We start from the raw sequence: 25,938 nt of genomic DNA, 5'->3' as shown, positions 1-25,938 counted from the left end.
GCGATTCGACTTTGACAGGAAGGGGCGTGGCGGTGGACTCTTCGGACGACCAAAGCCGCATCGCGTCCAGCCAAAAGGCCCTGCCGCATCATGACCAACGACCATAAGAACCGTTCCACCGGAGGATTCGCCCTTTCCCGCCGCACGCTCGGGCAGGCCGCCATCGCCGGCGGCGTGCTGGCCGGCTTCGGCCGCGCCCCGGTCTTCGCCCAGGACACCACGTTGAAGGTCGGTGTCCTGCTGCCGCGCTCCGGCCTGCTGGCCCAGGCGGGACAGGCCTGCCAGCGCGGCGCCGACATCGCGCCGGCGGTGCTGTCCGACCTCGGCTACAAGGTGGAGGTGCTGTCGGCCGACACCGAATCGAACGCCGACGTCGCCCGCTCGCGCACGGAAAAGCTGATCAATGACGGCGCCCATGTGATCGTCGGCGCCTTCGACAGCGGCCAGACCGCTGCCGCCGCCCAGGTGTGCGAACAGCGCGGCGTGCCGCTGGTGATGAACATCGCCGCCGCCGACAAGCTGACGGAGCAGGGCTACAAGACCGTCTTCCGCAACTTCCCGACCTCCACCATGCTGGTGTCGAACGGGATGTCGCTGATGAAGGACCTGTTCGCCGCCACCGGCACCACGCCGAAGACCGCGGTGTTCCTGCACGCCAACGACACCTTCGGCATGGCGAACAAGGCGGCCATCGACGCGCTGTTCCCCAAGCTCGACATGCCCTTCCAGATCCTGGAGTCCATCGCCTACGACCCCAAGGCGCAGGATCTGGCGGTGGAGGTGGCGAAGGCCAAGGCCACCGGCGCCGAACTGGCCATCGTCACCACCCGCGCCAACGACGCCATCATGATGGTGCGCGAGATGGTGAAGCAGCGGTGGGAGCCGAAGGGCATCGTCTCCCCCGGCTCGCCCGGCCTGTATGACGAGCAGTTCTACAAGGTGCTGGGCAAATATGCCGACTTCGCCATCACCAACCTGCCCTGGTACGATCCCAAGGCGGCGATGACCAAGCGGGTCGAGACGGCCTTCAGGAAGCAGTTCCCCAACGACCGGTTCGAGGGCTACGCCTTCAACATCGCCTTCACCTTCGAGGCGATCCTGGTCGCCGCCGACGCCTTCAAGCGCGCCGGCACCGCGGAGTCTTCTGCCCTGCTGGCGGCGCTGCGCCAGACCAACCTGTCGGACAAGCTGATGGTCGGCCCGGCGATCACCTTCGACGACAAGGGCCAGAACACCAGCCTGGTGTCCGCCTGCGTCCAGAACCACAAGCTGCGCCCGACCGTGGTTCTGCCGAAGGGCTCGGCCGAAGCCGACCCGGTCTTCCCGATGCCGGGCTGGGCCAAGCGGGCGTGAGCTGATACCGCCCGGCAATCGCCCTCTCCCCGTCGGGAAAAGGGCGATTGCCGGGAGAGGGCGTCCGTCAACTCCCCGGTGCCCGTGGCGCACTCCAATTGCGCAGGACGCTGACGATGCGCAGCACGAACACGGCAAGCGCGCCGACCACCGCGACGGGGATCGGCGGCAGGTCCAACTGCTGGCCGACGATCACCACCGTGGCGCCCAGCAGAGACGCCATGGCGTAGATTTCCTCGCGCAGGACGCGCGGCACCTCGGCCACCAGCAGGTCGCGCACTGCGCCGCCGCCGCAGGCGGTCAGCGCGCCCAGCAGCGCGGCAGGCAGGGGGCTCAGTCCATAGGCCAGAGCCTTGCCGCAGCCGGCGACGGTGAACAGCGCCAGTCCGGCGGCGTCCAGCACCATCACCGGCTTGCCGAGCCGGTTGATCGGTTTGTGGAACAGGAAGGCGGTCAGCCCGGCTGCGAGCGCGACCAGCAGATAGCGGTCGTCCTGCAGGCTGGCCGGCGGCACCGCGCCGATCAGCACATCGCGGACCACGCCGCCGGCGAGCGCCGCGGCCAGCGACAGAACCATCACACCGAACAGGTCCAGCCGCTTGCGCACCGCCAACGTGCCGCCGCTGAGCCCGAAGACGAACACGCCGACGAAATCCATCACCGTCAGCAGGATGGACAGGTCGGTCGGCATCGGAATGGGAAGCGGTGGCATGACGGGGCCCGGACTGAGAGGTGAATTGCCCACCGATTGAGCACGTCCACCCCCGCGGAGCCAAGCGAAACCTGAGCTACACCGTATCGGGCGCCGACAGCCGGATGCCCATCCGCCCCGCATCCAGCATGAAGGCGCGGGTCATCTGCAGCAGGTCGGTGCGCCAATAGAGCCGGGTCAGCGGATCGTCGAGGAAATCAGCGGGCATCATGGCATAGCAGTAGGTCTACACCACCCGCAGATCCTGTTTCCACGGATCGACGCCGTCGCGCCAGCCGATGGTCCAGCCGGCATGGCCGGCGCCGATGGCCCAGCGCTCGAAATGCGGGGCGATGGTCAGGCGGGTCAAGGGGCTGGACCCTTCCTCTGGCTTGCTGTCAGGACACGAACGCCACCGTCCGGCCTTTTGTTCATGAATCGGCGACCCTGCGTCGATCGGACCCTTGACCTTCCAATGGTTGGAAGCCCCATATCGCTCCATGCCGAGAGGAATCGAAGGAGAACCGGCATGACCACGACCCAGACCAGCAGCAGCGCGACCGCCGCCGCATCCCCGACCGACCTCGACCTCGGCGTGTCGGGGATGACCTGCGCGTCCTGCGTCCGCCGGGTGGAGAAGGCGCTGGGCCGGGTGCCGGGCGTCACCGCCGTTTCGGTCAATCTGGCGACGGAGCGGGCGCGGCTGACCTTCGCCGGCCGGCCCGACGCCAAGGCGGCGGCGGATGCGGTCGAGGCCGCCGGCTTCCAGGCGGAGCGGCGGGAGTTCGACCTGTCCGTCACCGGCATGACCTGCGCCTCCTGCGCCGGCCGGGTGGAGAAGGCGCTGAACCGCCTGCCCGGCGTCGAGTCCGCCGCGGTCAATCTGGCGACCGAGCGTGCCCATGTCGTCGCCTTCGCCGGCAGCCTGGAGGCTGCCGCTCTGGTCGCCGCGGTGGAGAAGGCGGGCTTCGGCGCCGCCCCGGTCGTCGAGGACGGCGGCGGTGCGGAGGAGGAGGCGCGGGCCGACCGAGGCCGGCGCGACCTGCGCCATGTGCTGATCGCCGCCGCCCTGTCGCTGCCGCTGCTGGCCGGCATGGTCGGCGACCCGTTCGGGGCCGACTGGATGCTGCCGGGCTGGGCGCAGCTGGGTCTGGCCGGCATCGTGCAGTTCTGGCTGGGCGCGCGCTTCTACCGCGCCGGCTGGAACGCGGTGAGGGCAGGGGCCGGCAACATGGATCTGCTGGTGGCGCTCGGCACTTCGGCGGCCTGGGGACTGAGCCTCTACCTGATGCTGACCGCTCACGACGGACATGAGCCGCATCTCTATTTCGAGGCCTCCTCCGTTCTGATCACCTTCGTGCTGTTCGGCAAATGGCTGGAGGCGCGGGCCAAGGGCCAGACCGCGGCGGCGATCCGCGCCCTGATGGATTTGCGCCCGGCCACCGCCCGGTTGCGCCGCGACGGCGTGGAGACCGAGGTGCCGGTGGAGCGCGTGCGGGTCGGCGACCCTGTGGTGGTCCGACCCGGCGAGCGGATACCGGTCGACGGCCGGGTGCTGGAGGGGTCCGGCGGCGTCGACGAATCGATGCTGACCGGCGAGAGCCTGCCGGTGGACAAGGAGCCGGGTGCCCGCGTCACCGGCGGTTCGATCAACGGCGACGGCCTGCTGGTGGTGGAAACCACGGCGGTCGGCACCGAGACCATGCTGGCGCAGATCGTCCGCATGGTGGAGGGTGCCCAGGCGTCGAAGGCGCCGATCCAGCGGCTGGTCGACCGGGTCAGCGCGGTGTTCGTCCCGGCGGTGCTGGCGGTGGCGGCGCTGACGCTGGCCGGCTGGTGGATCGTCGGCGGCGACCTGGAGGCGGCCATCGTCACCGCCGTCTCGGTGCTGGTCATCGCCTGCCCCTGCGCGCTGGGTCTGGCGACGCCGACCGCGATCATGGTCGGCACCGGCGTCGCCGCCCGCCACGGCATTCTCATCAAGGATGCCGAGGCGCTGGAGCGTGCCCACGCCCTGACCGCCGTCGCCTTCGACAAGACCGGCACGCTGACCGAGGGCAAGCCGCGCGTCACCGACCTGATCCCCGCCGAGGGCACCGATGGCGAGACCCTGCTGCGCCTCGCCGCCGCCCTCCAGGCCGGCAGCGAGCATCCGCTCGCCCAGGCGCTGCGCGACCGTGCCGCCGCCGCCGGCATGGCGCCGGGATCGGCGGGCGAGTTCCGCGCGCTGGCCGGGCGCGGCGTCGCCGGCACGGTGGCGGGACGGCGCCTGCAACTCGGCAACGCCCGCGCGGTGGCGGAGGCCGGCTTGCAGCCGGGCACTCTTGCCGAAGCGGCCGACGCGTTGGCCGCATCCGGCTGCACCCTGTCCTGGCTGGTCGAGGTCGGGGAGACACCGCGCCTGCTCGGCCTCGTCGCCTTCGGCGACACGGTGAAGCACAGCGCCGTCACCGCCATCGCCTCGCTGAAGGCGCAGGGGGTGGAGCCGGTGATGGTGACTGGCGACGGCTGGGGCGCTGCCCGCTCCGTCGCCGCGGCGCTTGGCATCGAGCGGGTGTTCGCCGAGGTGTTGCCGGGTGACAAGGCCGCCGTGGTCGCGGCGTTGAAGGGGGAGGGCAAAATCGTTGGCATGGTCGGCGACGGCATCAACGACGCCCCGGCGCTCGCCGCGGCCGATGTCGGCATCGCCATGGCGACCGGCACCGACGTGGCGATGCACAGCGCCGGCGTCACCCTGATGCGCGGCGACCCGCGGCTGGTGGCCGGGGCCATCGACGTGTCGCGGCGGACCTACTCCAAGATCCGCCAGGGGCTGTTCTGGGCCTTCGCCTACAATGTGATCGGCATTCCGCTGGCGGCGTCGGGCAACCTCAGCCCGGTGCTGGCGGGGGCGGCGATGGCGCTCAGCTCGGTCAGCGTCGTGGTCAACGCCCTGACCCTGCGCGGCTGGGCACCGCCCAGGCAGGAGGATGTGCGATGAAGGACGGCATGACCATCGGCGATGCCGCCAAGGCCTCGGGCGTCAATGCCAAGCTGATCCGCTATTACGAATCCATCGGCCTGATCCCGGAGGCCGGGCGGACGGCGTCGGGCTACCGCGTCTACAGCGGCACGGACGTCAATGTGCTGCGATTCGTCAAGCGGGCGCGGACGCTGGGCTTCGGGATCGAGCGCATCCAGAAGCTGGTCGGGCTGTGGCAGGACCGCTCCCGTTGCAGTTCGGAGGTCAAGCGCATCGCGCTCCAGCACATCGAGGAGCTGGAGGCCAAGATCGCCGAACTCCAGGCGATGCGCGACACGCTGCATGAGCTTGCCGACGCCTGCCACGGCGACGAGCGGCCGGAATGCCCGATCCTGAAGGACCTGTCGTCGTGAGAAGGACTCCACTATCCCCTCCCCCCCTGGGGAGAGGGAGAATCCTCATGGGGAGAGAGAGCTTTACCTCCTACCGCTTGGTCTTCGGGTCATGCATGTGGTGGAGGTCGGTCGCCTCGCTGTGCTTGCTCATGCCTCACCGATCCTGCTGGTAGCCCTGACGGGTGGTGTTCCGGGCCGGAGTGAGAGACCGACCGGCGCGCTCGGCTTCCGCAATGCTTTCATGCGAAATTGCTGCGACCGCACAATGGCGGTCGGCCTCTATGCTGACCGGCATGTCCAGTCCCCCCATGCCAACCGTCTCCGCCACTCCGTCCGCAATCCCGAAGCCGCCGGCCGTCGCCGACGGATTGCCGGTGCCGCAACGCTATTGGGCGATGGCGGCGATGACCGTCGCGCTGATCATGGCGGTGCTGGACGGGGTGGTCGCCAACATCGCCCTGCCGACGATCCAGCGCGAGTTCGGGGTGGATGCCGCCGACGCGATCTGGGTGGTCAACGCCTATCAGCTGGCGGTCACCGTCTCGCTGTTCCCGCTGGCGTCGCTGGGCGACATCGTCGGCTACCGCAAGGTCTACTGGTGCGGGCTGGCCGTCTTCACGGTGGCGTCTCTGGCTTGTGCGCTGTCGCCCAGCCTGCCGCTGCTGACCGCCGCGCGCGTTCTGCAGGGCATCGGCGGCGCCGGCATCATGAGCGTCAATCTGGCGCTGGTGCGCCACATCTACCCGTCCAGCCATCTCGGGCGCGGGGTCGGCTACAACGCGATGATCGTCGCCGTGTCCTCCGCCGCGGGACCGAGTCTGGCGGCGCTGATCCTGTCGGTCGCCTCCTGGCCCTGGCTGTTCGCCGTCAATGTGCCGCTGGGGCTGGCGGCGCTGGCGGTGGCGGCGCGGGCGATGCCGGCCTCCACGCCTGCCGGCCACCGGTTCGACTGGCTGAGCGCCCTGCTGAATGCCGGCATGCTCGGCCTGCTGATCGTCGGTTTCAAGGGAATGGACGGCAGCCAGCCCGGCTGGCTGGTCGTGGCGGAACTGGCGGGCGCGCTGGTCCTGGGTGTGACACTGGTGCGGCGGGAGCTGTCGCAGGCGGCGCCGCTGCTGCCGGTGGATCTGCTGCGCCGGCCTGTCTTCGCCCTGACGGTGGTGACGTCGGTCTGCTCTTTCGCCTCGCAGAACATCGTTTTCGTGGCGATGCCCTTCTTCTTCGAAGACGTGCTGCACCGGTCGCTGGCCGAATCGGGACTGCTGATGACGCCCTGGCCGCTGATGGTGGCGCTGGTCGCCCCGATCTCCGGCCGGCTGGCCGACCGCTACGAGCCGACGCGGCTGGCCGCGGCCGGTCTGGCGCTGTTCGCCAGCGGTCTGGCGCTGATGGCGCTGCTGCCGCCCGATCCGTCGACGCTGGACGTGGTGTGGCGGATGGCGCTGGCCGGCTTCGGCTTCGGCCTGTTCCAGACGCCGAACAACAAGGTGCTGGTCACCAGCGCGCCGAAGGAGCGCAGCGGCGGGGCCAGCGGCATCCAGGCGACCGGCCGGCTGTTGGGCCAGACGCTGGGAGCCGCCACGGTCGGGCTGGTGTTCAGCGCGATGGGCAAGGCCGACGGCAGCGTCGCGGTGCTGTGGCTTGGCGCCGGGCTGTGCGTGATCGCTTGCTTCACCGGCCTTTTCCGCCGCCGCGCTGCCGCCTGAGCCTCTACTGGCCGCCGTGATTCACTGACCGTCTGGACGGGTCACCGTCGGCTCGCTGCCATAGGCAAAGGTGGGTGCCTTGCCGATGTCGGCCTGTTCCATGTCCAGCACCGGCCCGTCCGGGCCGTTGGTCAGGGCGCCGGCCGGCACTGTGACCAGTGTCTCGCCAAGCCCCAGCACATCGTTCGGCGCAACGACGATGCGGTCGATCCGGTCGCCGGGCTGGCTGAGGGTGAAGTCGAGAAGCCGGCCGCCCGGCTGGCCGTCGCGCGTGCGGAGTTCGGTTCCCACCATCGAGCGGGCCTGATCGGGGTTGAGGGCGGCGGAGGGCAGGGCCGCCACCGGCGGAGAACCGGCAGGCGGAGCCTGATTCAGCATTTCCTGTGAGGGAGCCTCGCCGCTGACTCCCGGTGGGGAAGCGACCGGCCCCGTGGTGGGCTGATCGTCCGGCCGCGGCGCCGTCATCAGCGGCGGGGCGGAGCCCTGCGCCATGGTGTCGGGGGTGGCGGGAGCCGGCGCGGTCTGGGCCATGGCGGTGCCGGACATCAGCAACGCTGCGGCGGACAAGAGCATCAGGGGGCGGAGCATGAGGGCGACCCTTCCGTTCGGATTCGGTATCGCCCTGGTTAACAGCCCAACATGCCCATGGGTGCCGGGGACATCGCTCTAAACTCCCTCTCGCGGGGCGGGAGGGGGAGCTATCGCCGAACCGTCACGTCCCGCGCCCGGTCTTGTCCTGCAGCGCGTCGATCCGCTTTGACGCTTCCGCCTTGGTCAGTCCATCGTCGAAGGACTCGCCGGCTTCCTCGCTCAGCGTCTTCAGATAGGAGGCCTGGGCGCCGGTCATCGGCTCGTCGCCGGTTGTCCAGTCGTCGGGGTTCTTGTCCCGGTTGGACGTGTCGTCGCCGGTTTTCGGGTTCTCGTGCGCTTGGTCGCGGGGATCGGCGGTATATTTGGCGGTCATGATCCGTACCTCCTCAAAAAGGAACGTATCATGAACAGAATTGCAGGCGGAAGGTTCCCGCCCACATGCCGGAAACTCAGCCGCCGTTGCGCTTCAGCAGGAAGACGCCCTGCTCGCCCAACAGGTTGGCGAAACCGGAATGGGCGTGGCTGGTGACCCGGCCGGCATGGTCGAGGATGCGGGTCTGCTCGATGGTGATGCCCATCTCCTCGGTCAGCACGACGAAATCGCGCAGCGTGCAGAAATGGATGTTGGGCGTTTCCCACCATTGGTAGCCCAGCTTTTCCGTCACCGGCATGCGGCCGGTCAGCAGAAGCTGCAGCCGCACCCGCCAATAGCCGAAATTGGGGACCGAGACGATGGCGCGGCGGCCGATGCGGCACAGCATCTGCAAAACGTCGCGCGGCTGCCGCATCGCCTGCAGCGTCTGGCCCAGGATGACGTAGTCGAAGGCGTCGGCGGGGTAATCCTTAAGGTCGGTCTCGGCATCGCCCTGGATCACCGACAGGCCATGCGCCACGCACTGCCGCACACCGTCCATGCTGAGTTCGATGCCGCGCCCATCGACGTTCTTGGCTTGGGCCAGATAGTCCAGCAGGGCGCCGTCGCCGCAGCCGACGTCCAGCACGCGGCTGTTCGGCTCCACCATCTCGGCGATCAGTTTCAGGTCGTCGCGAATGTCCACCATGGTCGGTCGTTCTGCCCCAATCAGCGCGCGCGGCGGCGGACGGACAGGCCGCGATGCTCGGCGCAGCCCTCCAGGAATCCGTGGATGACCTGATGGAACTCCGGCTCGTCCAGCAGGAAGGCGTCATGGCCCTTGTCGGTCTCGATCTCCACGAAGCTGACATTGGCGGCGACGGCGTTCAGCGCATGCACGATGGCCCGCGATTCCGCGGTCGGGAACAGCCAGTCGCTGGAGAAGCTGGCAAGACAGAAGCGCACCGGCGTCGTGCTGCCCCCCGGCCGGAAGGCGTTGGCCAGCGAGCCCCCGGCATCGGCGGCGAGGTCGAAATAATCCATCGCCCGCGTGATGTAGAGATAGGAGTTGGCGTCGAACCGCTCGACGAAGGCCGCCCCCTGATAGCGCAGGTAGCTTTCCACCTGGAAATCGGCGTCGAAGCCGTAGGTGACCGCCTTGCGGTCCTGCAGATTGCGACCGAACTTGCGGTGCAGCGCCGCTTCCGACAGGTAGGTGATGTGGGCGGCCATGCGGGCGACGGCCAATCCTGCCTCCGGCCTGGTGCCCTCCAGCAGATAGTTGCCGCCGCGCCAGTTCGGATCGGCCATGATCGCCTGGCGCCCGACCTCGTGGAAGGCGATGTTCTGCGCCGAATGGCGGGCGGCGGTGGCGATGGGGACCGCGGCGAACACCGACTCCGGATAGGCGACCGCCCATTGCAGCACCTGCATGCCGCCCATGGAGCCGCCGATGACGCAGAACAGCTTCTCGATGCCGAGATGCTCGACCAGCAGCTTCTGCGCCCGCACCATGTCGCCGATGGTGACGACCGGGAAGGACAGGCCATAGGGCTGGCCCGTGGCCGGATCGATGTCCTTCGGCCCGGTGCTGCCCAGGCAGCCGCCCAGCACGTTGGAGCAGATGACGAAATAGCGGTCGGTGTCCACCGGCTTGCCGGGGCCGACCAGCATCTCCCACCAGCCGGGCTTGCCGGTGACGGGATGCTTCTCCACCACGAAATGGTCGCCGGTCAGGGCGTGGCAGATGAAGATCGCGTTGGACTTGTCGGCGTTCAGCGTGCCGTAGGTCTGGTAGGCGATCTGGAAGCCGCCGATCTCCACCCCGCTGTCCAGCCGCATCGGCCGGTCCACCGCCAGACGCACGCGCTTGCCCGGCATGGCTTGGTCATTGGGGGCCGGGCCGTCGGCGGCCGCGGGGGTGACCAGGGGGGGCTGCTGCGCGGTGGGGGGCGCGGACATGTCGTTTCGTGCCTTACGAGCGGTTCTGGCTTTCGCGGCTTTCCGCCTTCGGATGCCTTGCGGCGCCTTGGCGGAAACCGTCAGCGAGCTGTGGCGGAACGGGAGGGTATAGCTACGAAGCCGGGCTCAAGAGTGTCAATGTTTTCTTTGATTTCCCGGTGCATGCGGACTACTACTATCCGGCTTTGCATTCGATGGTTTCGTGACCCATGGCCCCCGCCCGGACCCCGCTCGACGATTTGCGCCGCGAGATCGACCAGATCGACGACGCGATCCATGACCTGTTGATGCGCCGCGCCGCCGTGGTCGAACGGATCGGGGCGGCGAAAGGCAATGGCGCGGCAGAGAACGGGGCACCGCCCGTCTATCTGCGCCCGGCGCGGGAGGCGACGATCCTGCGGCGCCTGATGGCCCGCCATGCCGGCACCTTCCCGGCCCAGGTCGTCGTCCGCATCTGGCGGGAGATGATCACCGCCTTCACCCGCATGCAGGGGCCCTTCGCCGTCGCCGTCTATGCGCCGGAGGACCGCCGCGGCTTCTGGGACGTCGCCCGCGACCATTTCGGCGGCTTCGTGCCGATGACTGCCGTCAACACCCCGGCTGCCGCCCTGCGTGCGGTGTCGGAGGGGACGGCCACCGTCGCCGTGGTGCCCTATCCCGCCGACGACGATTCGGATCCCTGGTGGCGCTTCCTGGTGTCGGCCGATGCCGGCCGGCCGCAGGTGGTGGCGCGGCTGCCCTTCGGCGGGCGGGGCAATGCCCGCGGCGAGAACCGCGACGCGCTTGCCATCGCCGCCGTCCCGCATGAGCCGACCGGCGACGACCGCAGCCTGCTGAGCATCGAGATCGGCGGCGACCTCAGCCGCGGCCGGCTGAAGGACATGCTGGAGGCCTGCGGCCTGCCGCCGGTCAGCTTCTGCACCTGGCATCCGGCCGGCCACGCCATCGGCATGAGCACCGGCGGGCCGTCCGTCCATCTGGTCGAGATCGCCGACTTCGTCGGGCAGGCCGACCCCCGCCTCGCCAAGCTGCTGGAACGGTCGGGCGACATCCCGGTGCGGGTCAACGTCGTCGGCGGCTATGCCGTGCCGCTGCATCTGGGCTGATGCGCGCGAATGAGGCGAGCCGCCGGGGCGGCTCCTGCCTTATCCTGCCGGCCCTTCGTGAAACAATGGAACGGTGCCGTCGGCACTGTTCCATCCTGTTCCACCCCATCCATGAACCGCCCATCCACCATCGTCGGAAGGTAAGCAGACCATGACCCAGCCGAACGGCCCGCAGCCGCGTCCGGGGATTCTCGACATCGCCGCCTATGTCGGCGGCGAGCATCAGGGTCATATCCGCCTCGCCTCCAACGAAGGGGCGCTGGGGCCGAGCCCGAAGGCGGTGGAGGCCTATTCCGCCGCCGCCTCGACCCTGCACCGCTACCCGGACGGCGCCTCGGCGGCGCTGCGCGGCGCGATTGCCAAGCGCTTCAACCTGGATGCCGACCGCATCGTCTGCGGCGCCGGGTCGGACGAGATCATCAGCCTGCTGATCCGCTCCTATGCCGGGCCGGGCGACGAGGTTCTCTATTCGCAATACGGCTTCCTGATGTACCCGATCGGCGCCAAGTCGGTCGGCGCCACCCCGGTGACGGCGCCGGAGGATGGGCTGACCGCCAGCGTCGACAATCTGCTGGCCCGCGTCACCCCGCGCACCCGTCTGGTCTTCCTCGCCAATCCGAACAACCCGACCGGCACCTATCTGCCGGCGTCGGAGGTGGCGCGGCTGCATGCCGGTCTGCCGCCGGACGTCATCCTGGTCATCGACGCGGCCTATGCCGAGTACATGAACAAGGACGACTACACCGCCGGCGAGGAACTGGTGGATAAGTACGCCAACGTCGTGATGACCCGCACCTTCTCGAAGATCTTCGCGCTGGGCTCGCTGCGCATCGGCTGGTGCTATGGCCCGGCCGGGATCGTCGACGTGCTGAACCGGGTGCGCGGTCCCTTCAACGTGTCGAACGCCGCCCATGTCGCCGGCATCGCCGCGGTGGAGGATGCCGAGTTCCTCGACCGCTCCCGCCGCCACAACGAGCAGTGGCGCGAGTGGTTCTCCGCCACCGTGCGGGAGCTTGGCCTGACGGTGCATCCGAGCGTGACCAACTTCGTGCTGGTCGATTTCAAGGGCCAGCCCGCCGGCAAGGACGACGCCGAGGCCGCCCGCCAGTTCCTGAAGGCCCGCGGCATCCTGGTCCGCCAGATGCCGTCCTACGGCCTGCCGAGCTGCCTGCGCGTCACCATCGGCACCGAGCAGGAGATGCACGCGGTGGCCGACGGGCTGCGGGACTTTTTGAAGGCGTAACGGCTTTCAGCCTGGGAAAAGCCCGCCGGAACGGCCGTTCCGGCGGGCTTTTTGTTGGGCGCTCACTCTGCGGCGATGGGTATCGCGCCGGCCGCCATTTTCTCTTTGGCGTTGAGCACTTCGAGGGCGACGATCCGGTTCTGATCGTCGAAATCCAGAATGATGCCTGGGGCAACCTCCTGGGAATCGATGATGGTGCCCTCCGAAAAGCGCACGAACAGCGCGTCGGCTTCGGGATCGTATCGCGAGTTCATAGCTTGGCTCCCCGGTCGAGAAAGGCCGTGATGACCAGTATATCCGCACCGTCCCGTCGATGAACAACCCGGATGATCCGGTTGCCGGCTTCCGGGATGATCTTGAACGACCGCCATACGTCCGGTCCGCTGGGATCGGCTTCGATCCGGTCGGGGGATTCGATGGCGCGCTCGACCCATTCCAGAGCCAACCCTCGCTCCTGGATCGTCAAGCGGGCATGAGCGGTCAGGCTGAGCGTCATTGGAGCCGTCTCGCTCTCACCCCCGCTTCAGCAGGAAATCGACCGTCTCCGGCCGGCCCGGCAGGTCGAGCTTCGCCTGCACCGGCTCGCAGCGGCTGACGATCCGGCCTCGGCGCAGCACGAACAGGCGGGCGGCACGGGTGCGGATCGCCTCGACCGGGTTGCCGGCCTGGAGAACCACCAGATCGGCGTTGCAGCCCGGCTCCAGCCCGTAGCCGTCCAGATGCAGCAGCCTGGCCGGGTTGACCGTAACCGCGTCGAAGGCGGCCTTCATGCCATCCTGTCCGGTCATCTGGCCGACATGCAGCCCCATCTGCGCCACCTCCAGCATGTCGCCGGAGCCCAGCGGATACCAGGGGTCCATCACGCAGTCATGACCGAAGGCGACCGTCAGGCCGGCGGCCATCAGCTCCGGCACGCGGGTCATGCCGCGGCGCTTGGGGTAGCTGTCGTGGCGGCCCTGGAGGACGATGTTGATCAGCGGGTTGGCGATCACCCCCAGCCTCGCCTCCGCCATCAGCGGGATCAGCTTGGAGACATAGTAATTGTCCATCGAGTGCATCGAGGTCAGGTGCGACCCCGTCACCCGGCCCTGCATCCCCAGCCGCTGCGTCTCGTAGGCCAGCGTCTCGACATGGCGGGACAGCGGGTCGTCGCTCTCGTCGCAATGCATGTCGACCAGCAGCCCGCGCTCCGCCGCGATCTCGCAGAGCAGGCGGACGGAAGCCGTGCCGTCGGCCATGGTCCGCTCGAAATGCGGGATGCCGCCAACCACATCGACGCCCATGTCCAGCGCCCGGACCAGCAGCTCCTTGGCACCCGGCGCACGGAGGACACCGTCCTGCGGGAAGGCGACCAGCTGAAGGTCGAGATAGGGCGCGACGCGCTTCTTGACGTCGAGCAGGGCTTCCACCGCCAGCAGCCGAGGGTCGCAGATGTCGACATGGCTGCGGATCGCCAGCAACCCGCGCCCGACCGCCCAGTCGCAATAGGCGAGAGCCCGCTCGACGATGGCGTCCTGGGTCAGCTGCGGCTTCAACTCGCCCCACAGCGCGATGCCCTCCAGCAGGGTGCCGCTCTGGTTCACCCGCGGCAGGCCGTAGCTGAGCGTGCTGTCCATGTGGAAATGGGCATCGACGAAGGGCGGGCTGACCAGCCTGCCGGTGGCGTCGATTTCGGAGGCGGCCTCGCCGGCCAGAGTGGCTTCGACCGCGGCGATGCGGCCACCCCGGATGCCGATGTCGATACCGGTGCGGCCATCCGGCAGGGTGGCGCGGCGCAGGATCAGGTCGAACATCAGCGTTCTCCTTTGCGGTACGGGATCATCAGGGCGCGCGGGTAGGAGGCCCGGCGGGCCACCAGCACCAGCGCCAGGATGCTCAGCAGATAGGGCATCATCAGGAACAGCTGGTAGGGCAACACGCCGCCGCTCGCCTGCTGCAACCGCAGTTGCAGCGCATCGAACACCGCGAACAGCAGGGCGCCCAGCAGCGCCTTGCCCGGCCGCCAGGAGGAGAAGACCACCAGCGCGATGCAGATCCAGCCGCGCCCGTTGACCATGTTGAAGAAGAAGGCGTTGAAGGCCGACAGGGTCAGGAAGGCGCCGGCCAGCGCCATCAGCGCGCTGCCCGCCACCACGGCGCCGATGCGGATGGCGGTGACGTTCAGCCCCTGCGCTTCGGCTGCGGCCGGATTCTCGCCGACCATGCGCACCGCCAGCCCGACCGGCGTGCGGTACAGCACATAGGCGACCACCGCGACCAGCAGGAAGGCGAGGTAGGTGAGCGGCGTCTGGGCGAGCGCGCCGGGCAGGGCCAGCGGCTGGAACGGCTCGACGGTCGGCGGGGTGCTGGCCTGCGGCAGGACGAGACGGTAGACGAAATAGGACAGGCTGGTGCCCAGCAGGGTGACGCCGATGCCGGTCACATGCTGCGACAGGCCGAGCGGCACGGTCAGCGCCGCATGCAGCAGGCCGAGCAGGGCACCGCAGCATGCTGCGACCATCACGCCGGTCCACAGATCGGCGCCCTGATAGACCGCCATCCAGCCGGCCATGGCGCCCAGCGTCATGATGCCTTCGATGCCGAGATTCAGCACGCCGGCCCGCTCGCACACCAGCTCGCCCAGCGTGCCCAGCACATAGGGGGTGGCGATGCGCAGAACCGCGGTCCAGAAGGCGGCCGACAGCAGGATGTCGAGGATGGTCGACAGGAAATCCATAACCCCTTACCCCCGCCGCAGCCGGTAGCGCGCCAGCAGCCCGGCGACCAGCATGCAGAGCAGGCTGGTGGCGACCAGGACGTCGGCGATGTAGTTGGGAACCGGCATGGCCCGGCTCATGGCGTCGGCGCCGACGAAGATGCCGGCGATGAACAGCGCCGCCCCCACCACCCCGATGGGATGCAGCTGCGCCAGCATGGCGACGACGATGCCGCTGTAGCCGAAGCCCGGCGACAGGTCGAGCGTCAGGTAGCCTTTCAGCCCGCACACCTCCGCCGCCCCGGCCAGCCCGGCAAGACCGCCCGACAGCAGGGCGGTGCGCAGCATGACCCGCGTCACCGGCATGCCGGCGAAGGCGGCGGCGCGCGGGTTGGCGCCGACCGCCCGGTTCTCGTAGCCCCAGATGGTGCGGGTGTCGATCAGCCACAGCAGCACCGACAGGCCGAGCGCGATGGCGAGCCCGGCATGCAGGCGGGTTCGCTCCACCAGCTTGGGCAGCTCCGCCGCCTCGACCACGGGGGCCGACTGCGGCCAGCCCATGCCCATCGGGTCCTTCAAGGCCCCTTCCAGCAGCAGCGACACCAGCAGCAGGACGACGAAGTTCAGCAGCAGGGTGGTCACCACCTCGTCGACGCCGAAGCGGACCTTCAGCACGGCGGGGCCGAGCAGGGTGACGCCGCCCGCCGCCATGCCGGCGATCATCACAACCGGGATCAGCGCCCAGGCCGGCAGGTCGAGCATGCCGCCGCCCACCACCACGGCGGCCAGCGCGCCCATATAGAGCTGCCCCTCCGCCCCGATGTTCCACAGCTTGGCGCGGAAGGCGACGGCGGCGGCCAATCCGGTCAGGATCAGCGGGGTGGCGCGGGTCAGCGTCTCTGTCAGGGCGAAGCGGGAGCCGACGGCGCCCTCGAACAGCAGGCCGTAGGCGCGCAGCACCGGGGCGCCGGTCCAGGCGACCAGCAGGGCGCAGAGCGCCAGCGCCGCGACCACGGCGCCCACCGGCGCCAAGAGCCGCACGGCGAGCGGGGTATCGGTGCGCGGTTCAAGCCGCATGAACGGTCTCCGGCAGGATGTCGCGCAAAACGTCCCAATGCCCGGCCATCAGCAGGCCGAGCTGGCTGACCGACACCCGGTCATGCGGCAGCAGCGGGGTGAGGCGCCCGTGATAGGCGACGGTGACACAGTCGGCCAGCGCCAGGATCTCGTCCAGATCCTCGGAGATCAGCAGGACGCCGGCCCCGGCGGCGCGGGCATCGAGCAGCCGGCTGTGGACATAGGACACCGCACCGATGTCGAGCCCGCGCGTCGGCTGGCTCGCCAGGATCAGGTCCGGCCCATGGGCCAGCGTGCGGCCCAGGATCAGCTTCTGCATGTTGCCGCCCGACAGCAGCTGCGTTCGGGCGTCGGGACCGGGGCAGCGCACGTCGAACTCCTCGATCACCTCGCGGGCATAGGCCCGCGCCGCCCCGCGCCGCAGCACGCCGAAGCGCGAGAAGGATGAGTCGTGGTAGCGCTCGGCGATCAGGTTCTCCCAGACCGCCATGGCGCCGACCAGACCGGCGCTGTGCCGGTCCTCCGGGATGCGGGCGACGCCGCGCCGGACCATGTCGGCCGGGTCGCCATGCTCCACCACGCTGCCCTTCAAGGACAGCCGGCCGGAGTCGGGGCGGATCAGGCCGCTGACCAGTTCGGCCAGCGCCGTCTGACCGTTGCCGGACACGCCGGCGATGCCGACCACCTGATGGCGGCGCACCGTCAGGTCGACCCGGTCCAGCAGCGGACGGCCATGGCCGGAAGCCACCGTGACGCCCGCCAGCTCCAGCACCGGCTCGCCGGGGGAGAGCGGGGCGGGAGCCGGCGGCTTGACGCTGCGGCCGACCATCAGCTCGGCCAGCTTGGCGCGGTCGGTGGAGGCGGTGGCGTGGGTGGCGACCAGCTTGCCGGCGCGCAGCACGGCGACGGTGTCGCTGGCGGCGAACACCTCGTTCATCTTGTGGCTGATGAAGACGACGGCCAGCCCGTCGGCGGTCAGCTTGCGCAGCGTCTCGAACAGCCCGGCCGATTCCTGCGGCGTCAACACCGCGGTCGGCTCGTCCAGGATCAGGATGCGGGCGTCGCGGTAGAGCGCCTTCAGGATCTCCGCCCGCTGGCGCTCGCCGACCGACAGCTCGCCGACCAGCGCGTCCGGCCGCACCTCCAGCCCGAAGCGCTGCGACAGATCGAGCAGGCGGCGGCGGGCCGCCCCCCGGTCCGAGCGCCAGCGCCACAGCGATTCGGTCCCCACCGCGATGTTGTCCAGCACCGACAGATTGTCCGCCAGGGTGAAATGCTGGTGGACCATGCCGATGCCGGCCTCCAGCGCCGCGCGGGGAGACCCCGGCGGCAGGGGACGGCCGAACGCCTCGATGGTCCCCTCGTCGGCGACGTAATGGCCGAAGAGGATGTTCATCAAGGTTGTCTTGCCGGCCCCGTTCTCGCCGAGCAGGGCCAGCACCTCGCCGGCGCGGAGCGTCAGCGAGATGCCGTTGTTGGCGAGCAGCGGACCGAAGCGTTTCGAAATGCCGGCGAGCCGGAGGACGACCTCCGGCGCGCCTTTCACGGGTGATGACATTGCGGATAAGCCGGGCGTCACATCGTCGACTTCGGCTCGGCGTCGTTGACCTTCACGGTGAACTTGCCGTCGCGGATCTGCTGCTCGCGCTCCTTCACCTTCGCCTTGATCGCATCGGGGACCTTCGACTCGAAAGTGCCGAGCGGGGCGAGGCTGGAGCCCTTGTGCGCCATCATGCTGTAGGGGCCGTAATCCTCGGCCTTGTAGCTGCCGGCCTTCACCGCGGCGATGGCGCGCTCCACCGACGGCTCCATGTGCCAGAGGGCGCTGGCGACGACGGTGTCGGGATATTGCGGCTGGGTGTCGATGACGTTGCCGATGGCCAGAACCTTGCGCTCCTTGGCGGCATCCGACACGCCGAAGCGCTCGGCATACATCACGTCGGCGCCGCGGTCGATCATGGCGAAGGCGGCTTCCTTGGCCTTCGGCGGATCGAACCAGGAGCCGATGAAGCTGACCGAGAACTTGACCTGCGGGTTGACCTCCTTGGCGCCTTCCATGAAGGCGTTCATCAGGCGGTTCACCTCGGGGATCGGATAGCCGCCGACCATGCCGATGACGTTCGACTTGGTCATGCCGCCGGCGACCATGCCGGACAAATAGGCCGGCTCCTGGATGTAGTTGTCGAAGACCGAGAAGTTCGGCTCCTGCGGCTTGAAGCTGGAGCCCATGACGAAGGCGGTCTTCGGATAGTCCTTGGCGACGGCGCGGGCGGCGCGCTCCACCCCGAACACCTCGCCGAAGACCAGCTGCTGGCCGGCCTCGGCATACTGGCGCATCACGCGCTCATAATCGGTGTTGGCGACCGACTCGGCCCAGACATACTCGATGTCGCCACGGTCGGCGGCGGCCTTCAGCGCGACATGGATGCGGCTGACCCACTGCTGCTCGATCGGAACGGTGTAGATGCCGGCGACCTTCACCTTGCCGTCCGCGAATGCCGGCAGGGAGCCGCCGGCCGCAGCCGCGAAAGCGACCGCGGCGACGCCGCACAGCACTGCACGGCGCGTCATACCCCCGGCCGCCTTGCCAAAGACGTTCATCGCCCGATCCCCCATCCCCCGAACCGACATCATGAGTCCCCTTCGTCGCTGAGTATCGTTGGTCGCGTATCGTTGGCCGCCGTCACCGGCGGCAGTATGGCCGAGCCGCCAAGCTCATGAATACTCGGGAATGTGTCCGTAAATCCATTGACCCGTGCGGCCGCAATTTCGAATGCAACGGAAATGCCATCGGCCGGGAGCGCCGCCCATCTCGCGGGCAGATGCCTCCGGCTGGTCAGAATGCTGGCATGTGATTGAATAAAGGGCAAATCTTCCTGACGATCCGGTCAGGATCGCGGCGGGTCGTCCTGCCGTGCGCCCTCGCGCTTGTGGGCGTCGCCGCGGCAGCGGTCGGAGCAGTATTTCACCTCGTCCCACACCCGCTCCCATTTTTTCCGCCAGGTGAAAGGACGGTTGCAGACCGGGCAGGTCTTGGCCGGCAGGTCGGCCTTCTTCACGCCCTTCATGCCGGGCCGCCGCCCAGAATCGCGGCGGGACGGCGCAGGACGGGGTCGAAGGGGTTCAACTGGCGGCTGATCGCGGCGGATTCGCGTTTCAGGATGTCGACCACCACCGGCAGCCGTTCCTCGTTCAGCCGCTCGCTGATCGTGCCGACGCTGAGCGCCGCCACGGCATAGCCGTCGCGGTCCAGCACCGGAACCGCCACACCCGACATGCCGGGCAGCAGGCCGGTGGACCGGCTAGCATAGCCGAGATCGCGCACCCGCGCGATTTCCGTGCGCAGATAGACCTCGTCGATGATGCCGACGCCCTGCATGCGCGGCAGGTTGAAGCGGATGACCTCCTCCCGCTCCTCGGCATGCAGGAAGGCCATGATGGCGAGGCTGCCCTGGCCGACGCCCAGCGTCACCCGGCCGCCGATGTCGCCGGTGAAGGAGCGGATGGGGAAGGGCCCCTCGCTGCGGTCCAGGCACACCGCGTCGAAGCCGCTGCGCACCAGCAGGAAGATGGTGTCGCGCAGCGTCGCCGACAGGCGCAGCAGGATCGGCCGGCAGATGTCGCGCAGGTTGTTCGGATTGCCGGCCTGCGCCGCCAGCCCGAACAGGTCGATGCCCAGCCGGTAGCGCTTGGTCGCCTTGTCCGCCTCCGCCATCCCCTCTTCCACCAGGATTTTCAGCAGGCGGTGGACAGTCGGCGGGGTGAGATCGAGCGCGCGGGAGATGTCGGTCAGCCGCGCCCCCGCCTCGTTGGAGGAGGCCAGCAGGCGCAGGATCGCCAGCCCGCGCTGCAGGCTGGACTTGCTGCCCGCCTCGTCGGTGCCAGCGTTTTCGGGGCCGGCACTCTCGACACCCGCGCTCCCTTTTGCCCTGCGGCGGAGGTCGGCGGTCATGTTGGGCTCCGTTCTGAAAATTGGTGATGTTGGTTGCCCCATCTATTCCGTATATCGGAAGCTTTTGCAAAATCTTTTCTTTCTACGGAAAAAGCGGATTGACGCGAATGGTCGGTAGACGGAACCATCGGAGCAACAGGTGGGGCCCGGAGACCGAGGCCATTTGTCGCAAGAGGGAGAATTCCCCCAGTGTCGTTCCTCGAATTGAAAAACATCACCAAGCGTTACGGTCCGCTGACCGCGGTCGGCGACGTGTCGCTGTCGGTGGAAAAGGGGGAGTTCGTCTCTCTGCTCGGCCCGTCGGGCTGCGGCAAGACCACGACCCTGCAGATGATCGCCGGTTTCGTCGAACCGTCGGCCGGAACCATCCGGCTGGACGGGCGCGACATCACGCGGGCCAAGGCGAACAGCCGCGGGCTGGGCATCGTGTTCCAGAGCTACGCGCTGTTCCCGCACATGACCGTGTTCGACAATGTCAGCTTCGGTCTGGAGATGCAGCGCGTGCCAAAGGGCGAGCGCAAGCCGCGGGTGGAGGAGGCCTTGTCCCTCGTCCATCTCTCCCCCTATGCTAAGCGCTACCCGCGCGAGCTTTCCGGTGGACAGCGGCAGCGCGTGGCGCTGGCGCGCGCCCTGGTGATCCGCCCGCCGGTGCTGCTGCTGGACGAGCCGCTGTCGAACCTGGACGCCAAGCTGCGCGAGGCGATGCAATACGAACTGCGCGAGATCCAGCGCAAGGTCGGCACCACCACCGTCATGGTCACCCACGACCAGGCGGAGGCCTTCTCGATCAGCGACCGCGTCGTGGTGATGGAGGCCGGGCGCATCACCCAGATCGACCAGCCCTATCGCATCTACGAGCATCCGGAGACGGAGTTCATCTCCCGCTTCGTCGGCAAGACCAACCTGTTGCCGGGCAAGGTCGCGACGGCGACCGGCGCCGGCGCCACGGTGTCGCTGGCCGGCATCGCCGTGCCGGTGGAAATGCCGGGCCTGTCGGTGGGCGAGACGGTGACGCTGTGCATCCGTCCGGAAAAGATGCATCTGACCGCGCCGTCCAACGGGCTGCTGACCGGGCGGGTCGCCGACCGCTTCTTCCTGGGCAGCCAGTGGCTCTATCACATCGACGGGCCGCTCGGCACGGTGATGGTGGTGACGCCGAACGACGGCTCTGCTCCCGCCGACCAGGGTGCGCCGGTGGGCCTTGAGTGGACTCCGTCCGTGGTGCGCGTCCATCGCGGCGCCATGGCGGAGGCGCCCGACGTCGCGCTCGAGGTGACCTGATGAGCGCCGCCCTTCCCGACGCCGCACCGGCATCGCCGGGCGATGAGACGCCGGAACGCCGCGTGCGCTCCGCCCCGCTGTTCCTGTCGGCGCCGGCGGCGCTGCTGTTCGTGGCGCTGGTGCTGACGCCGCTGTTCCTGACGGCGCTGCTGTCCTTCAACCAGTTCGACTATGCGACGGGCCGCACCGGCGGCTTCACGGTCGAGCATTACCTGTCGGTCCTGACCGACGAGTATTATCTGGAGATCTTCTTCCGCACCTTCCGGATCTCTGCGCTGGCGACCGCCATCTGCGTGGTGATCGGCGTGCCGGAGGCCTACATCCTCAGCCGGATGACCAACCCATGGCGCTCGATCTTCCTGCTGGTGATCCTGGCGCCGCTGCTGGTTTCCGTCGTCGTCCGCGCCTTCGGCTGGAGCATGCTGCTCGGGCCGGAAGGGCCGGTGAACGGGGCGCTGATCGCGCTCGGCATCGGCAGGATGAAGCTGCTCTACACCGAGGGCACGGTGATCGTGGCGCTGGTCCACGTCATGCTGCCCTTCATGGTCATTCCGGTCTGGACCTCGCTGCAGAAGCTGGACCCGGCGGTGGAGCAGGCGGCGCTGTCCTTCGGCGCCTCGCGCGGGACGGCCATCGTCCGGGTGGTTGCGCCGCAGATCCTGCCCGGCATCCTGTCGGGAAGCCTGATCGTCTTCGGCCTCAGCGCCAGCGCCTTCGCCATTCCCGGCCTGCTGGGCGGGCGGCGGCTGAAGATGGTCGCGACCGTGGTCTACGACCAGTATCTGAGCGACCTGAACTGGCCGATGGGGGCGGCGGTCGCCGTGATCCTGCTGGCCGCCAACCTGATCATCATGCTGACCTACCACCGCGTGGTGGAAGGCCATTACCGCCGCCGGCTGGGGTGAAATGCCATGACCCGCAACGGACCCGTCGCCCTCTTTTTCCATGCGCTGGTCGTCATCTTCATGCTGGCGCCGCTGGCGATCGTCTGCCTCGTCGCCTTCACGCCGGAGAACACGCTGTCTCTGCCGACCAAGGGCTTTTCGCTGCGCTGGTTCGAGGCGGTGTTCCATCACCCCGACTTCGTCCAGTCCTTCTGGAACAGCCTGTGGCTGGCCTTCCTGGCGGCGACACTGGCGGTGGCGCTGGCGGTTCCGGCCTCTCTCGCCATCACGCGCTGGGAGTTTCCCGGCCGCGGCTTCCTCAACGCGCTGTTCCTGTCGCCGCTGATCATCCCGCATCTGGTGCTGGGCGTCGCCATGCTGCGGCTGTTCGCCGTCATCGGCGCGACGGGCAGCTTCGGCTGGCTGGTGGCCGCCCACATCGTGATCGTCACGCCCTATGTGATGCGCCTGCTGATCGCCGCCATCTCCGGCTTCGACCGCAGCGTGGAGCAGGCGGCCTTCTCGCTGGGCGCCAGCGAGGCGACGGTGTTCCGCCGCGTCACCCTGCCGATGATCCTGCCCGGCGTGACCGGCGGCTGGCTGATCGCCTTCATCAACAGCTTCGACGAGCTGACCATGTCCATCTTCATCACCTCACCGTCCACCGTGACGCTGCCGGTGCGGATGTACATGTACGCCACCGAATCCATCGACCCGATGATGGCGGCGGTGTCGGCTCTGATCATCGGCATCACCGCGGTCGCCGTGCTTCTGCTCGACCGTGTCTATGGGTTGGACCGCATCCTGGTCGGCCAGCACTGAGCATCCGCTCCGGCCGTCCCCTCTCTTCGGAGACCGTTCATCATGGCTTTGCTGCAGCGTGTGGCCGAACAGGGCCGGCGCGTGGTCCGCTTCACCCTCGACGGGCGCCCGGTGGAGGCGCTGGAGGGCGACACCGTCATGACCGCCATGCTCACCAACGGGGAGCGGCTGCGCCGCACGGAGTTCGCCGACAGCCCGCGCGCCGGCTTCTGCATGATGGGCGCCTGCCAGGATTGCTGGGTGCGGACGGAAGAGGGCGAGCGGCTGCGCGCCTGCGGCACCTTCATCGCCGACGGCATGCGGCTGCTCAGCAATGGGGAGTGGACGTCGTGAGCGGGGTTCTCCCTCCTGTCATCGTCGGCGCCGGTCCGGCCGGCATCCGCGCGGCGGAGCGGCTGGTCGCCGCCGGGCTGCGCCCGGTGGTGGTGGACGAAGCCGCGCGCTGGGGCGGCCAGATCTACCGCCAGCCGCCGGAAGGAGGCTTCACCCGGCCGAAGACGGCGCTGTACGGGTTCGAGGCGGGCAAGGCCGATGCGGTCCACCGCGCCATGGCGGCGATCCGCGACCGCGTGGACTACCGCCCGCGCACGCTGGTGTGGAACTGCGAGGCCGGCGCGCTCGACCTGCTGTGCGACGGCGGCAGCGAGACTCTGCCCTTCAGCCATCTGATCCTGGCGACCGGCGCCACCGACCGCGTGCTGCCCTTCCCTGGCTGGACGCTGCCCGGCGTCTTCACGCTGGGCGGGTCGCAGGTGGCGCTGAAGTTCCAGGGCTGTGCCGTCGGCCGGCGGGTGGCCTTCCTCGGCACCGGACCGCTGCTCTATCTGGTCGCCTACCAGTATCTGAAGGCTGGGGTCGAGGTGGCGGGGGTGTTCGACACCACCTCCTTCGCTGCGCAGGCGCGCGCCACCCCCGGCATGCTGCGCGACCCGGTGACGCTGGCGAAGGGGCTGCTGTTCGTCGGCTGGCTGCGCACCCATGGCGTGCCGATCCACAACGGCGTCCGACCGGTGCGTGCCGAGGGCGCGGAACGGGTCGATGCGCTGGTCTTGCGCGATGCCCGCGGGCGCGAGCGGCGGACGCCCTGCGACGCCGTTGCCTTCGGTCTCGGCCTGCGGTCCGAGACGCAGCTGGCCGATCTCGCCGGCTGCCGTTTCCGCTTCGACGAGGCCGACCGGGCATGGCTGCCTGAGCGGGACGGGGCCGGGCGCAGCTCGGTTCCCGGCGTCTATCTGGCCGGCGACGGCAGCGGCATCGCCGGAGCCGATGCGGCGGAACTGGCTGGGGAGCGCGCGGCGCTGGCCCTGCTGGAGGATCGCAGGCTGCTGGTGGACGGCGCGCGCGTACGGGAGCTGGACGGCCGTCTCACCCGCATCGCCGCCTTCCGGCGGGTTCTGAACGCCGCTTTCCCGTTCCCGGAGGATTGGGCTGATTCCCTTGCCGACGACACGATGATCTGCCGCTGCGAGGGCGTGACGGCCGGTGCCCTGCGCGAGGTCGCCCGCAGCGGACAGGCCCGTGAGATGAACCGCGCCAAGGCGCTGACCCGCGCCGGCATGGGCCGCTGCCAGGGGCGCATGTGCAGCGCCACCACGGCGGAACTGCTGTCCCGCACGCTCGGCACCGGCCCCGACGGGGTAGGGCGCCTGCGCGCGCAGCCGCCGATCAAGCCTCTCCCTATCGCGACGATTATTCCCTCTCCCCAGGGGGGAGAGGGCACTGACGACGGGCGGGAGGTGGCGTGATGCGGGAACGGATCGAGTGCGACGTCGCCATCGTCGGCGGCGGGATCGTCGGCGGGTCGGCGGCGCTGTTCCTGCGGCAGGCCGGCCTGTCGGTGACGCTGCTGGAACGCGACTGGTGCGGCGCCAAGGCGAGTGGAGTCAATTTCGGCGGCGTGCGCCGGCAGGGCCGCCCGCTGGAGCAGCTGCCGCTGTCCCAACGCGCCCATGCCATCTGGGGCCGCCTGCCGGAGCTGCTGGGCACCGATGCCGAATACATCCGCTCCGGCCATCTCAAGTTGGCGCGCAGCGAGCCCGACCTCGCCTCCCTGATCGATTACCGCGAGCGCAGCCAGGGCTTCGGCCTCGGGCTGGAGATCGTCACCGGCGAGGAGTTCCGCCGGCGCTGGCCGGCGCTGGGCGACCGGGCCATCGGCGGCTCGCTCTGCCCGGAGGACGGCCATGCCAACCCGCGCCTCGTCTCCCCCGCCTTCGCCCGCGCAGCGGCCGGGCTGGGTGCGGTGGTGCGCGAACAGACTCCGGTCGACCGGGTGGAGAAGGAGGGCGACCGCTTCGTCCTGCTGAGCGGCGACGATCTCGAAGTCCGCGCCCGCTTCCTGCTGAACACCGCCGGCGCCTGGTCCTGGCGGGTGGCGGAAGCCTTCGGCGAGCCGGTGCCGCTTGAGTCGCTCCATCCCAACATGGCGGTGACCGAGCCACTGCCCCGCTTCCTCGACGTCAACATCGGTGTCGAGGGCGGCGGCGTCTATGGCCGGCAGGTGCCGCGCGGCAACATGGTGGTCGGCGGCGGGCGCGGCTTCGCCCTGGACGCAGACCGCGCCCGGCCGCAGCGCGACGCCGTGCTGACCCTGATGCGCGACGCGGCGGAGCTGTTCCCGCAGCTGCGCCACGCCCATGTCATCCGCTGCTGGACCGGGGTGGAGGGTTACACGCCCGACCGCAACCCGATCGTCGGTCCCAGCCGCACCACACCCGGACTGTTCCACGCCTTCGGCTTTTCCGGCGCCGGGTTCCAGATCGGCCCCGGCGTCGGCCAGACGCTGGCCGAGCTGGTCGCCACCGGCGAAACGGCCATGCCGCTGGAGCCCTTCCGCATCGACCGCTTTCAACCGACCGCCTAAGAC

28 protein-coding genes are annotated in these 25,938 nt (G+C 69.2%); 12 read left to right on the top strand and 16 right to left on the bottom strand.

What is annotated here, in order from left to right; genetic code table 11:
- Positions 1-90: 90 nt before the first annotated feature.
- Positions 91-1,353, top strand: coding sequence for an ABC transporter substrate-binding protein (locus tag A6A40_RS21295; protein ID WP_108547848.1), 1,263 nt, complete (start codon positions 91-93; stop codon positions 1,351-1,353).
- Between the two features lie 67 nt (positions 1,354-1,420).
- Here the strand turns inward: A6A40_RS21295 and A6A40_RS21290 are convergent, their stop codons facing one another.
- From A6A40_RS21290 to A6A40_RS32130, 3 genes are all read right to left on the bottom strand, one after another.
- Positions 1,421-2,065, bottom strand: coding sequence for a trimeric intracellular cation channel family protein (locus A6A40_RS21290; protein ID WP_108547847.1), 645 nt, complete (start codon positions 2,063-2,065; stop codon positions 1,421-1,423).
- Positions 2,066-2,141: 76 nt separating this feature from the next.
- Positions 2,142-2,276, bottom strand: coding sequence for a hypothetical protein (locus A6A40_RS32135; protein WP_257792301.1), 135 nt, complete (start codon positions 2,274-2,276; stop codon positions 2,142-2,144).
- Between the two features lie 15 nt (positions 2,277-2,291).
- Positions 2,292-2,414 carry a hypothetical protein gene (locus tag A6A40_RS32130; RefSeq protein ID WP_257792300.1) on the bottom strand — a complete coding sequence of 41 codons (123 nt, stop codon included), beginning with the start codon at positions 2,412-2,414 and terminating at the stop codon, positions 2,292-2,294.
- 159 nt (positions 2,415-2,573) lie between these two features.
- Between A6A40_RS32130 and A6A40_RS21280 the strand changes: the two genes are divergently transcribed.
- From A6A40_RS21280 to A6A40_RS21270, 3 genes are all read left to right on the top strand, one after another.
- Positions 2,574-5,024 carry a heavy metal translocating P-type ATPase gene (locus A6A40_RS21280; RefSeq protein WP_108547846.1) on the top strand — a complete coding sequence of 817 codons (2,451 nt, stop codon included), beginning with the start codon at positions 2,574-2,576 and terminating at the stop codon, positions 5,022-5,024.
- 8 nt (positions 5,025-5,032) lie between these two features.
- On the top strand, positions 5,033-5,419 hold the full coding sequence (gene cueR / locus A6A40_RS21275) for a Cu(I)-responsive transcriptional regulator (protein WP_108548063.1): 387 nt from the start codon (positions 5,033-5,035) through the stop codon (positions 5,417-5,419).
- A 263-nt stretch (positions 5,420-5,682) separates the two neighbouring features.
- Positions 5,683-7,107: an MFS transporter gene (locus tag A6A40_RS21270; protein ID WP_108547845.1), complete on the top strand. Its 1,425-nt coding sequence runs from the start codon at positions 5,683-5,685 to the stop codon at positions 7,105-7,107.
- A 21-nt stretch (positions 7,108-7,128) separates the two neighbouring features.
- On the opposite strand, the gene A6A40_RS21265 is transcribed toward A6A40_RS21270, so the two are convergent.
- The 4 genes from A6A40_RS21265 to metX all read right to left on the bottom strand — a co-directional run bounded on the left by A6A40_RS21265 (position 7,129) and on the right by metX (position 10,012).
- The gene (locus A6A40_RS21265) at positions 7,129-7,695 is read right to left on the bottom strand and encodes a hypothetical protein (RefSeq protein ID WP_108547844.1); all 567 of its coding nucleotides are present in this window, start codon (positions 7,693-7,695) and stop codon (positions 7,129-7,131) included.
- Positions 7,696-7,819: 124 nt separating this feature from the next.
- Positions 7,820-8,071, bottom strand: coding sequence for a DUF3072 domain-containing protein (locus tag A6A40_RS21260; RefSeq protein ID WP_108547843.1), 252 nt, complete (start codon positions 8,069-8,071; stop codon positions 7,820-7,822).
- Between the two features lie 76 nt (positions 8,072-8,147).
- Positions 8,148-8,759 carry a methionine biosynthesis protein MetW gene (metW, locus tag A6A40_RS21255; protein ID WP_108547842.1) on the bottom strand — a complete coding sequence of 204 codons (612 nt, stop codon included), beginning with the start codon at positions 8,757-8,759 and terminating at the stop codon, positions 8,148-8,150.
- Between the two features lie 20 nt (positions 8,760-8,779).
- Complete coding sequence (metX, locus tag A6A40_RS21250) at positions 8,780-10,012, bottom strand: homoserine O-acetyltransferase MetX (protein WP_108547841.1); 1,233 nt, start codon at positions 10,010-10,012, stop codon at positions 8,780-8,782.
- Between the two features lie 209 nt (positions 10,013-10,221).
- On the opposite strand from metX, the gene A6A40_RS21245 reads away from it, so the two are divergent.
- Positions 10,222-11,118 carry a chorismate mutase gene (locus tag A6A40_RS21245; protein WP_108547840.1) on the top strand — a complete coding sequence of 299 codons (897 nt, stop codon included), beginning with the start codon at positions 10,222-10,224 and terminating at the stop codon, positions 11,116-11,118.
- Positions 11,119-11,269: 151 nt separating this feature from the next.
- A complete protein-coding gene (gene hisC, locus A6A40_RS21240; RefSeq protein ID WP_108547839.1) occupies positions 11,270-12,361 on the top strand; it encodes a histidinol-phosphate transaminase in 1,092 nt (363 codons plus the stop codon).
- A gap of 62 nt (positions 12,362-12,423) precedes the next feature.
- Here hisC and A6A40_RS21235 read toward each other — a convergent pair whose 3' ends face one another.
- From A6A40_RS21235 to A6A40_RS21195, 9 genes are all read right to left on the bottom strand, one after another.
- Positions 12,424-12,615 carry a DUF2283 domain-containing protein gene (locus tag A6A40_RS21235; protein WP_014188100.1) on the bottom strand — a complete coding sequence of 64 codons (192 nt, stop codon included), beginning with the start codon at positions 12,613-12,615 and terminating at the stop codon, positions 12,424-12,426.
- The gene (locus A6A40_RS21230) at positions 12,612-12,857 is read right to left on the bottom strand and encodes a DUF4258 domain-containing protein (RefSeq protein ID WP_108547838.1); all 246 of its coding nucleotides are present in this window, start codon (positions 12,855-12,857) and stop codon (positions 12,612-12,614) included. Before A6A40_RS21230 ends, A6A40_RS21235 begins: the two co-directional genes overlap by 4 nt.
- A 16-nt stretch (positions 12,858-12,873) precedes the next feature.
- Positions 12,874-14,154, bottom strand: a complete 1,281-nt coding sequence (locus tag A6A40_RS21225) for an amidohydrolase family protein (protein WP_108547837.1) — start codon at positions 14,152-14,154, stop codon at positions 12,874-12,876.
- Entirely contained in the window at positions 14,154-15,077 is a 924-nt protein-coding gene (locus A6A40_RS21220) for an ABC transporter permease (RefSeq protein ID WP_108547836.1), read from the bottom strand. The genes A6A40_RS21225 and A6A40_RS21220 overlap by 1 nt, the downstream gene beginning before the upstream one ends.
- 6 nt (positions 15,078-15,083) lie before the next feature.
- The gene (locus A6A40_RS21215) at positions 15,084-16,133 is read right to left on the bottom strand and encodes an ABC transporter permease (RefSeq protein WP_108547835.1); all 1,050 of its coding nucleotides are present in this window, start codon (positions 16,131-16,133) and stop codon (positions 15,084-15,086) included.
- Entirely contained in the window at positions 16,123-17,691 is a 1,569-nt protein-coding gene (locus tag A6A40_RS21210) for an ABC transporter ATP-binding protein (protein ID WP_108547834.1), read from the bottom strand. Before A6A40_RS21210 ends, A6A40_RS21215 begins: the two co-directional genes overlap by 11 nt.
- Before the next feature lie 17 nt (positions 17,692-17,708).
- Entirely contained in the window at positions 17,709-18,704 is a 996-nt protein-coding gene (locus A6A40_RS21205; RefSeq protein ID WP_108548062.1) for a BMP family protein, read from the bottom strand.
- A gap of 317 nt (positions 18,705-19,021) precedes the next feature.
- The gene (locus tag A6A40_RS21200; RefSeq protein WP_108547833.1) at positions 19,022-19,201 is read right to left on the bottom strand and encodes a DUF2256 domain-containing protein; all 180 of its coding nucleotides are present in this window, start codon (positions 19,199-19,201) and stop codon (positions 19,022-19,024) included.
- On the bottom strand, positions 19,198-20,085 hold the full coding sequence (locus tag A6A40_RS21195) for an IclR family transcriptional regulator (protein WP_236783927.1): 888 nt from the start codon (positions 20,083-20,085) through the stop codon (positions 19,198-19,200). Before A6A40_RS21195 ends, A6A40_RS21200 begins: the two co-directional genes overlap by 4 nt.
- Before the next feature lie 189 nt (positions 20,086-20,274).
- On the opposite strand from A6A40_RS21195, the gene A6A40_RS21190 reads away from it, so the two are divergent.
- The 6 genes from A6A40_RS21190 to A6A40_RS21165 are packed head-to-tail and all read left to right on the top strand — an operon-like array spanning position 20,275 to position 25,935.
- Complete coding sequence (locus A6A40_RS21190) at positions 20,275-21,366, top strand: ABC transporter ATP-binding protein (RefSeq protein ID WP_108547832.1); 1,092 nt, start codon at positions 20,275-20,277, stop codon at positions 21,364-21,366.
- Positions 21,366-22,271, top strand: a complete 906-nt coding sequence (locus tag A6A40_RS21185) for an ABC transporter permease (RefSeq protein WP_108547831.1) — start codon at positions 21,366-21,368, stop codon at positions 22,269-22,271. Before A6A40_RS21190 ends, A6A40_RS21185 begins: the two co-directional genes overlap by 1 nt.
- A gap of 6 nt (positions 22,272-22,277) precedes the next feature.
- Entirely contained in the window at positions 22,278-23,072 is a 795-nt protein-coding gene (locus A6A40_RS21180; RefSeq protein ID WP_108547830.1) for an ABC transporter permease, read from the top strand.
- A gap of 42 nt (positions 23,073-23,114) precedes the next feature.
- Positions 23,115-23,405, top strand: coding sequence for a (2Fe-2S)-binding protein (locus tag A6A40_RS21175; protein ID WP_108547829.1), 291 nt, complete (start codon positions 23,115-23,117; stop codon positions 23,403-23,405).
- Entirely contained in the window at positions 23,402-24,817 is a 1,416-nt protein-coding gene (locus tag A6A40_RS21170) for an FAD/NAD(P)-dependent oxidoreductase (RefSeq protein ID WP_108548060.1), read from the top strand. The genes A6A40_RS21175 and A6A40_RS21170 overlap by 4 nt, the downstream gene beginning before the upstream one ends.
- The gene (locus tag A6A40_RS21165; RefSeq protein ID WP_108547828.1) at positions 24,817-25,935 is read left to right on the top strand and encodes an NAD(P)/FAD-dependent oxidoreductase; all 1,119 of its coding nucleotides are present in this window, start codon (positions 24,817-24,819) and stop codon (positions 25,933-25,935) included. Before A6A40_RS21170 ends, A6A40_RS21165 begins: the two co-directional genes overlap by 1 nt.
- Positions 25,936-25,938 lie beyond the last annotated feature (3 nt).

The organism is Azospirillum humicireducens (genome assembly GCF_001639105.2).
In the GTDB taxonomy this organism is placed as follows: Bacteria; Pseudomonadota; Alphaproteobacteria; order Azospirillales; family Azospirillaceae; genus Azospirillum; species Azospirillum humicireducens.
Note: the sequence above shows the minus strand (reverse complement) of the source record. Positions and strands in the feature narration are given on the sequence as shown.

Bases quoted from the DNA above. Each gene is read 5' to 3' on its own strand.
- A6A40_RS32135 (WP_257792301.1), bottom strand. From the start codon at position 2,276: ATGATGCCCGCTGATTTCCTCGACGATCCGCTGACCCGGCTCTATTGG.
- A6A40_RS21195 (WP_236783927.1), bottom strand. From the start codon at position 20,085: ATGACCGCCGACCTCCGCCGCAGGGCAAAAGGGAGCGCGGGTGTCGAG.
- A6A40_RS21245 (WP_108547840.1), top strand. From the start codon at position 10,222: ATGGCCCCCGCCCGGACCCCGCTCGACGATTTGCGCCGCGAGATCGAC.
- A6A40_RS21270 (WP_108547845.1), top strand. From the start codon at position 5,683: ATGCTGACCGGCATGTCCAGTCCCCCCATGCCAACCGTCTCCGCCACT.
- A6A40_RS21220 (WP_108547836.1), bottom strand. From the start codon at position 15,077: ATGGATTTCCTGTCGACCATCCTCGACATCCTGCTGTCGGCCGCCTTC.
- metW (WP_108547842.1), bottom strand. From the start codon at position 8,759: ATGGTGGACATTCGCGACGACCTGAAACTGATCGCCGAGATGGTGGAG.
- A6A40_RS21260 (WP_108547843.1), bottom strand. From the start codon at position 8,071: ATGACCGCCAAATATACCGCCGATCCCCGCGACCAAGCGCACGAGAAC.
- A6A40_RS21290 (WP_108547847.1), bottom strand. From the start codon at position 2,065: ATGCCACCGCTTCCCATTCCGATGCCGACCGACCTGTCCATCCTGCTG.
- A6A40_RS21215 (WP_108547835.1), bottom strand. From the start codon at position 16,133: ATGCGGCTTGAACCGCGCACCGATACCCCGCTCGCCGTGCGGCTCTTG.
- A6A40_RS21265 (WP_108547844.1), bottom strand. From the start codon at position 7,695: ATGCTCCGCCCCCTGATGCTCTTGTCCGCCGCAGCGTTGCTGATGTCC.
- cueR (WP_108548063.1), top strand. From the start codon at position 5,033: ATGACCATCGGCGATGCCGCCAAGGCCTCGGGCGTCAATGCCAAGCTG.
- A6A40_RS21185 (WP_108547831.1), top strand. From the start codon at position 21,366: ATGAGCGCCGCCCTTCCCGACGCCGCACCGGCATCGCCGGGCGATGAG.
- A6A40_RS21235 (WP_014188100.1), bottom strand. From the start codon at position 12,615: ATGAACTCGCGATACGATCCCGAAGCCGACGCGCTGTTCGTGCGCTTT.
- A6A40_RS21180 (WP_108547830.1), top strand. From the start codon at position 22,278: ATGACCCGCAACGGACCCGTCGCCCTCTTTTTCCATGCGCTGGTCGTC.
- A6A40_RS21295 (WP_108547848.1), top strand. From the start codon at position 91: ATGACCAACGACCATAAGAACCGTTCCACCGGAGGATTCGCCCTTTCC.
- A6A40_RS21230 (WP_108547838.1), bottom strand. From the start codon at position 12,857: ATGACGCTCAGCCTGACCGCTCATGCCCGCTTGACGATCCAGGAGCGA.
- A6A40_RS21205 (WP_108548062.1), bottom strand. From the start codon at position 18,704: ATGACGCGCCGTGCAGTGCTGTGCGGCGTCGCCGCGGTCGCTTTCGCG.
- A6A40_RS21210 (WP_108547834.1), bottom strand. From the start codon at position 17,691: ATGTCATCACCCGTGAAAGGCGCGCCGGAGGTCGTCCTCCGGCTCGCC.
- metX (WP_108547841.1), bottom strand. From the start codon at position 10,012: ATGTCCGCGCCCCCCACCGCGCAGCAGCCCCCCCTGGTCACCCCCGCG.
- hisC (WP_108547839.1), top strand. From the start codon at position 11,270: ATGACCCAGCCGAACGGCCCGCAGCCGCGTCCGGGGATTCTCGACATC.
- A6A40_RS21175 (WP_108547829.1), top strand. From the start codon at position 23,115: ATGGCTTTGCTGCAGCGTGTGGCCGAACAGGGCCGGCGCGTGGTCCGC.
- A6A40_RS21200 (WP_108547833.1), bottom strand. From the start codon at position 19,201: ATGAAGGGCGTGAAGAAGGCCGACCTGCCGGCCAAGACCTGCCCGGTC.
- A6A40_RS21280 (WP_108547846.1), top strand. From the start codon at position 2,574: ATGACCACGACCCAGACCAGCAGCAGCGCGACCGCCGCCGCATCCCCG.
- A6A40_RS21165 (WP_108547828.1), top strand. From the start codon at position 24,817: ATGCGGGAACGGATCGAGTGCGACGTCGCCATCGTCGGCGGCGGGATC.
- A6A40_RS21225 (WP_108547837.1), bottom strand. From the start codon at position 14,154: ATGTTCGACCTGATCCTGCGCCGCGCCACCCTGCCGGATGGCCGCACC.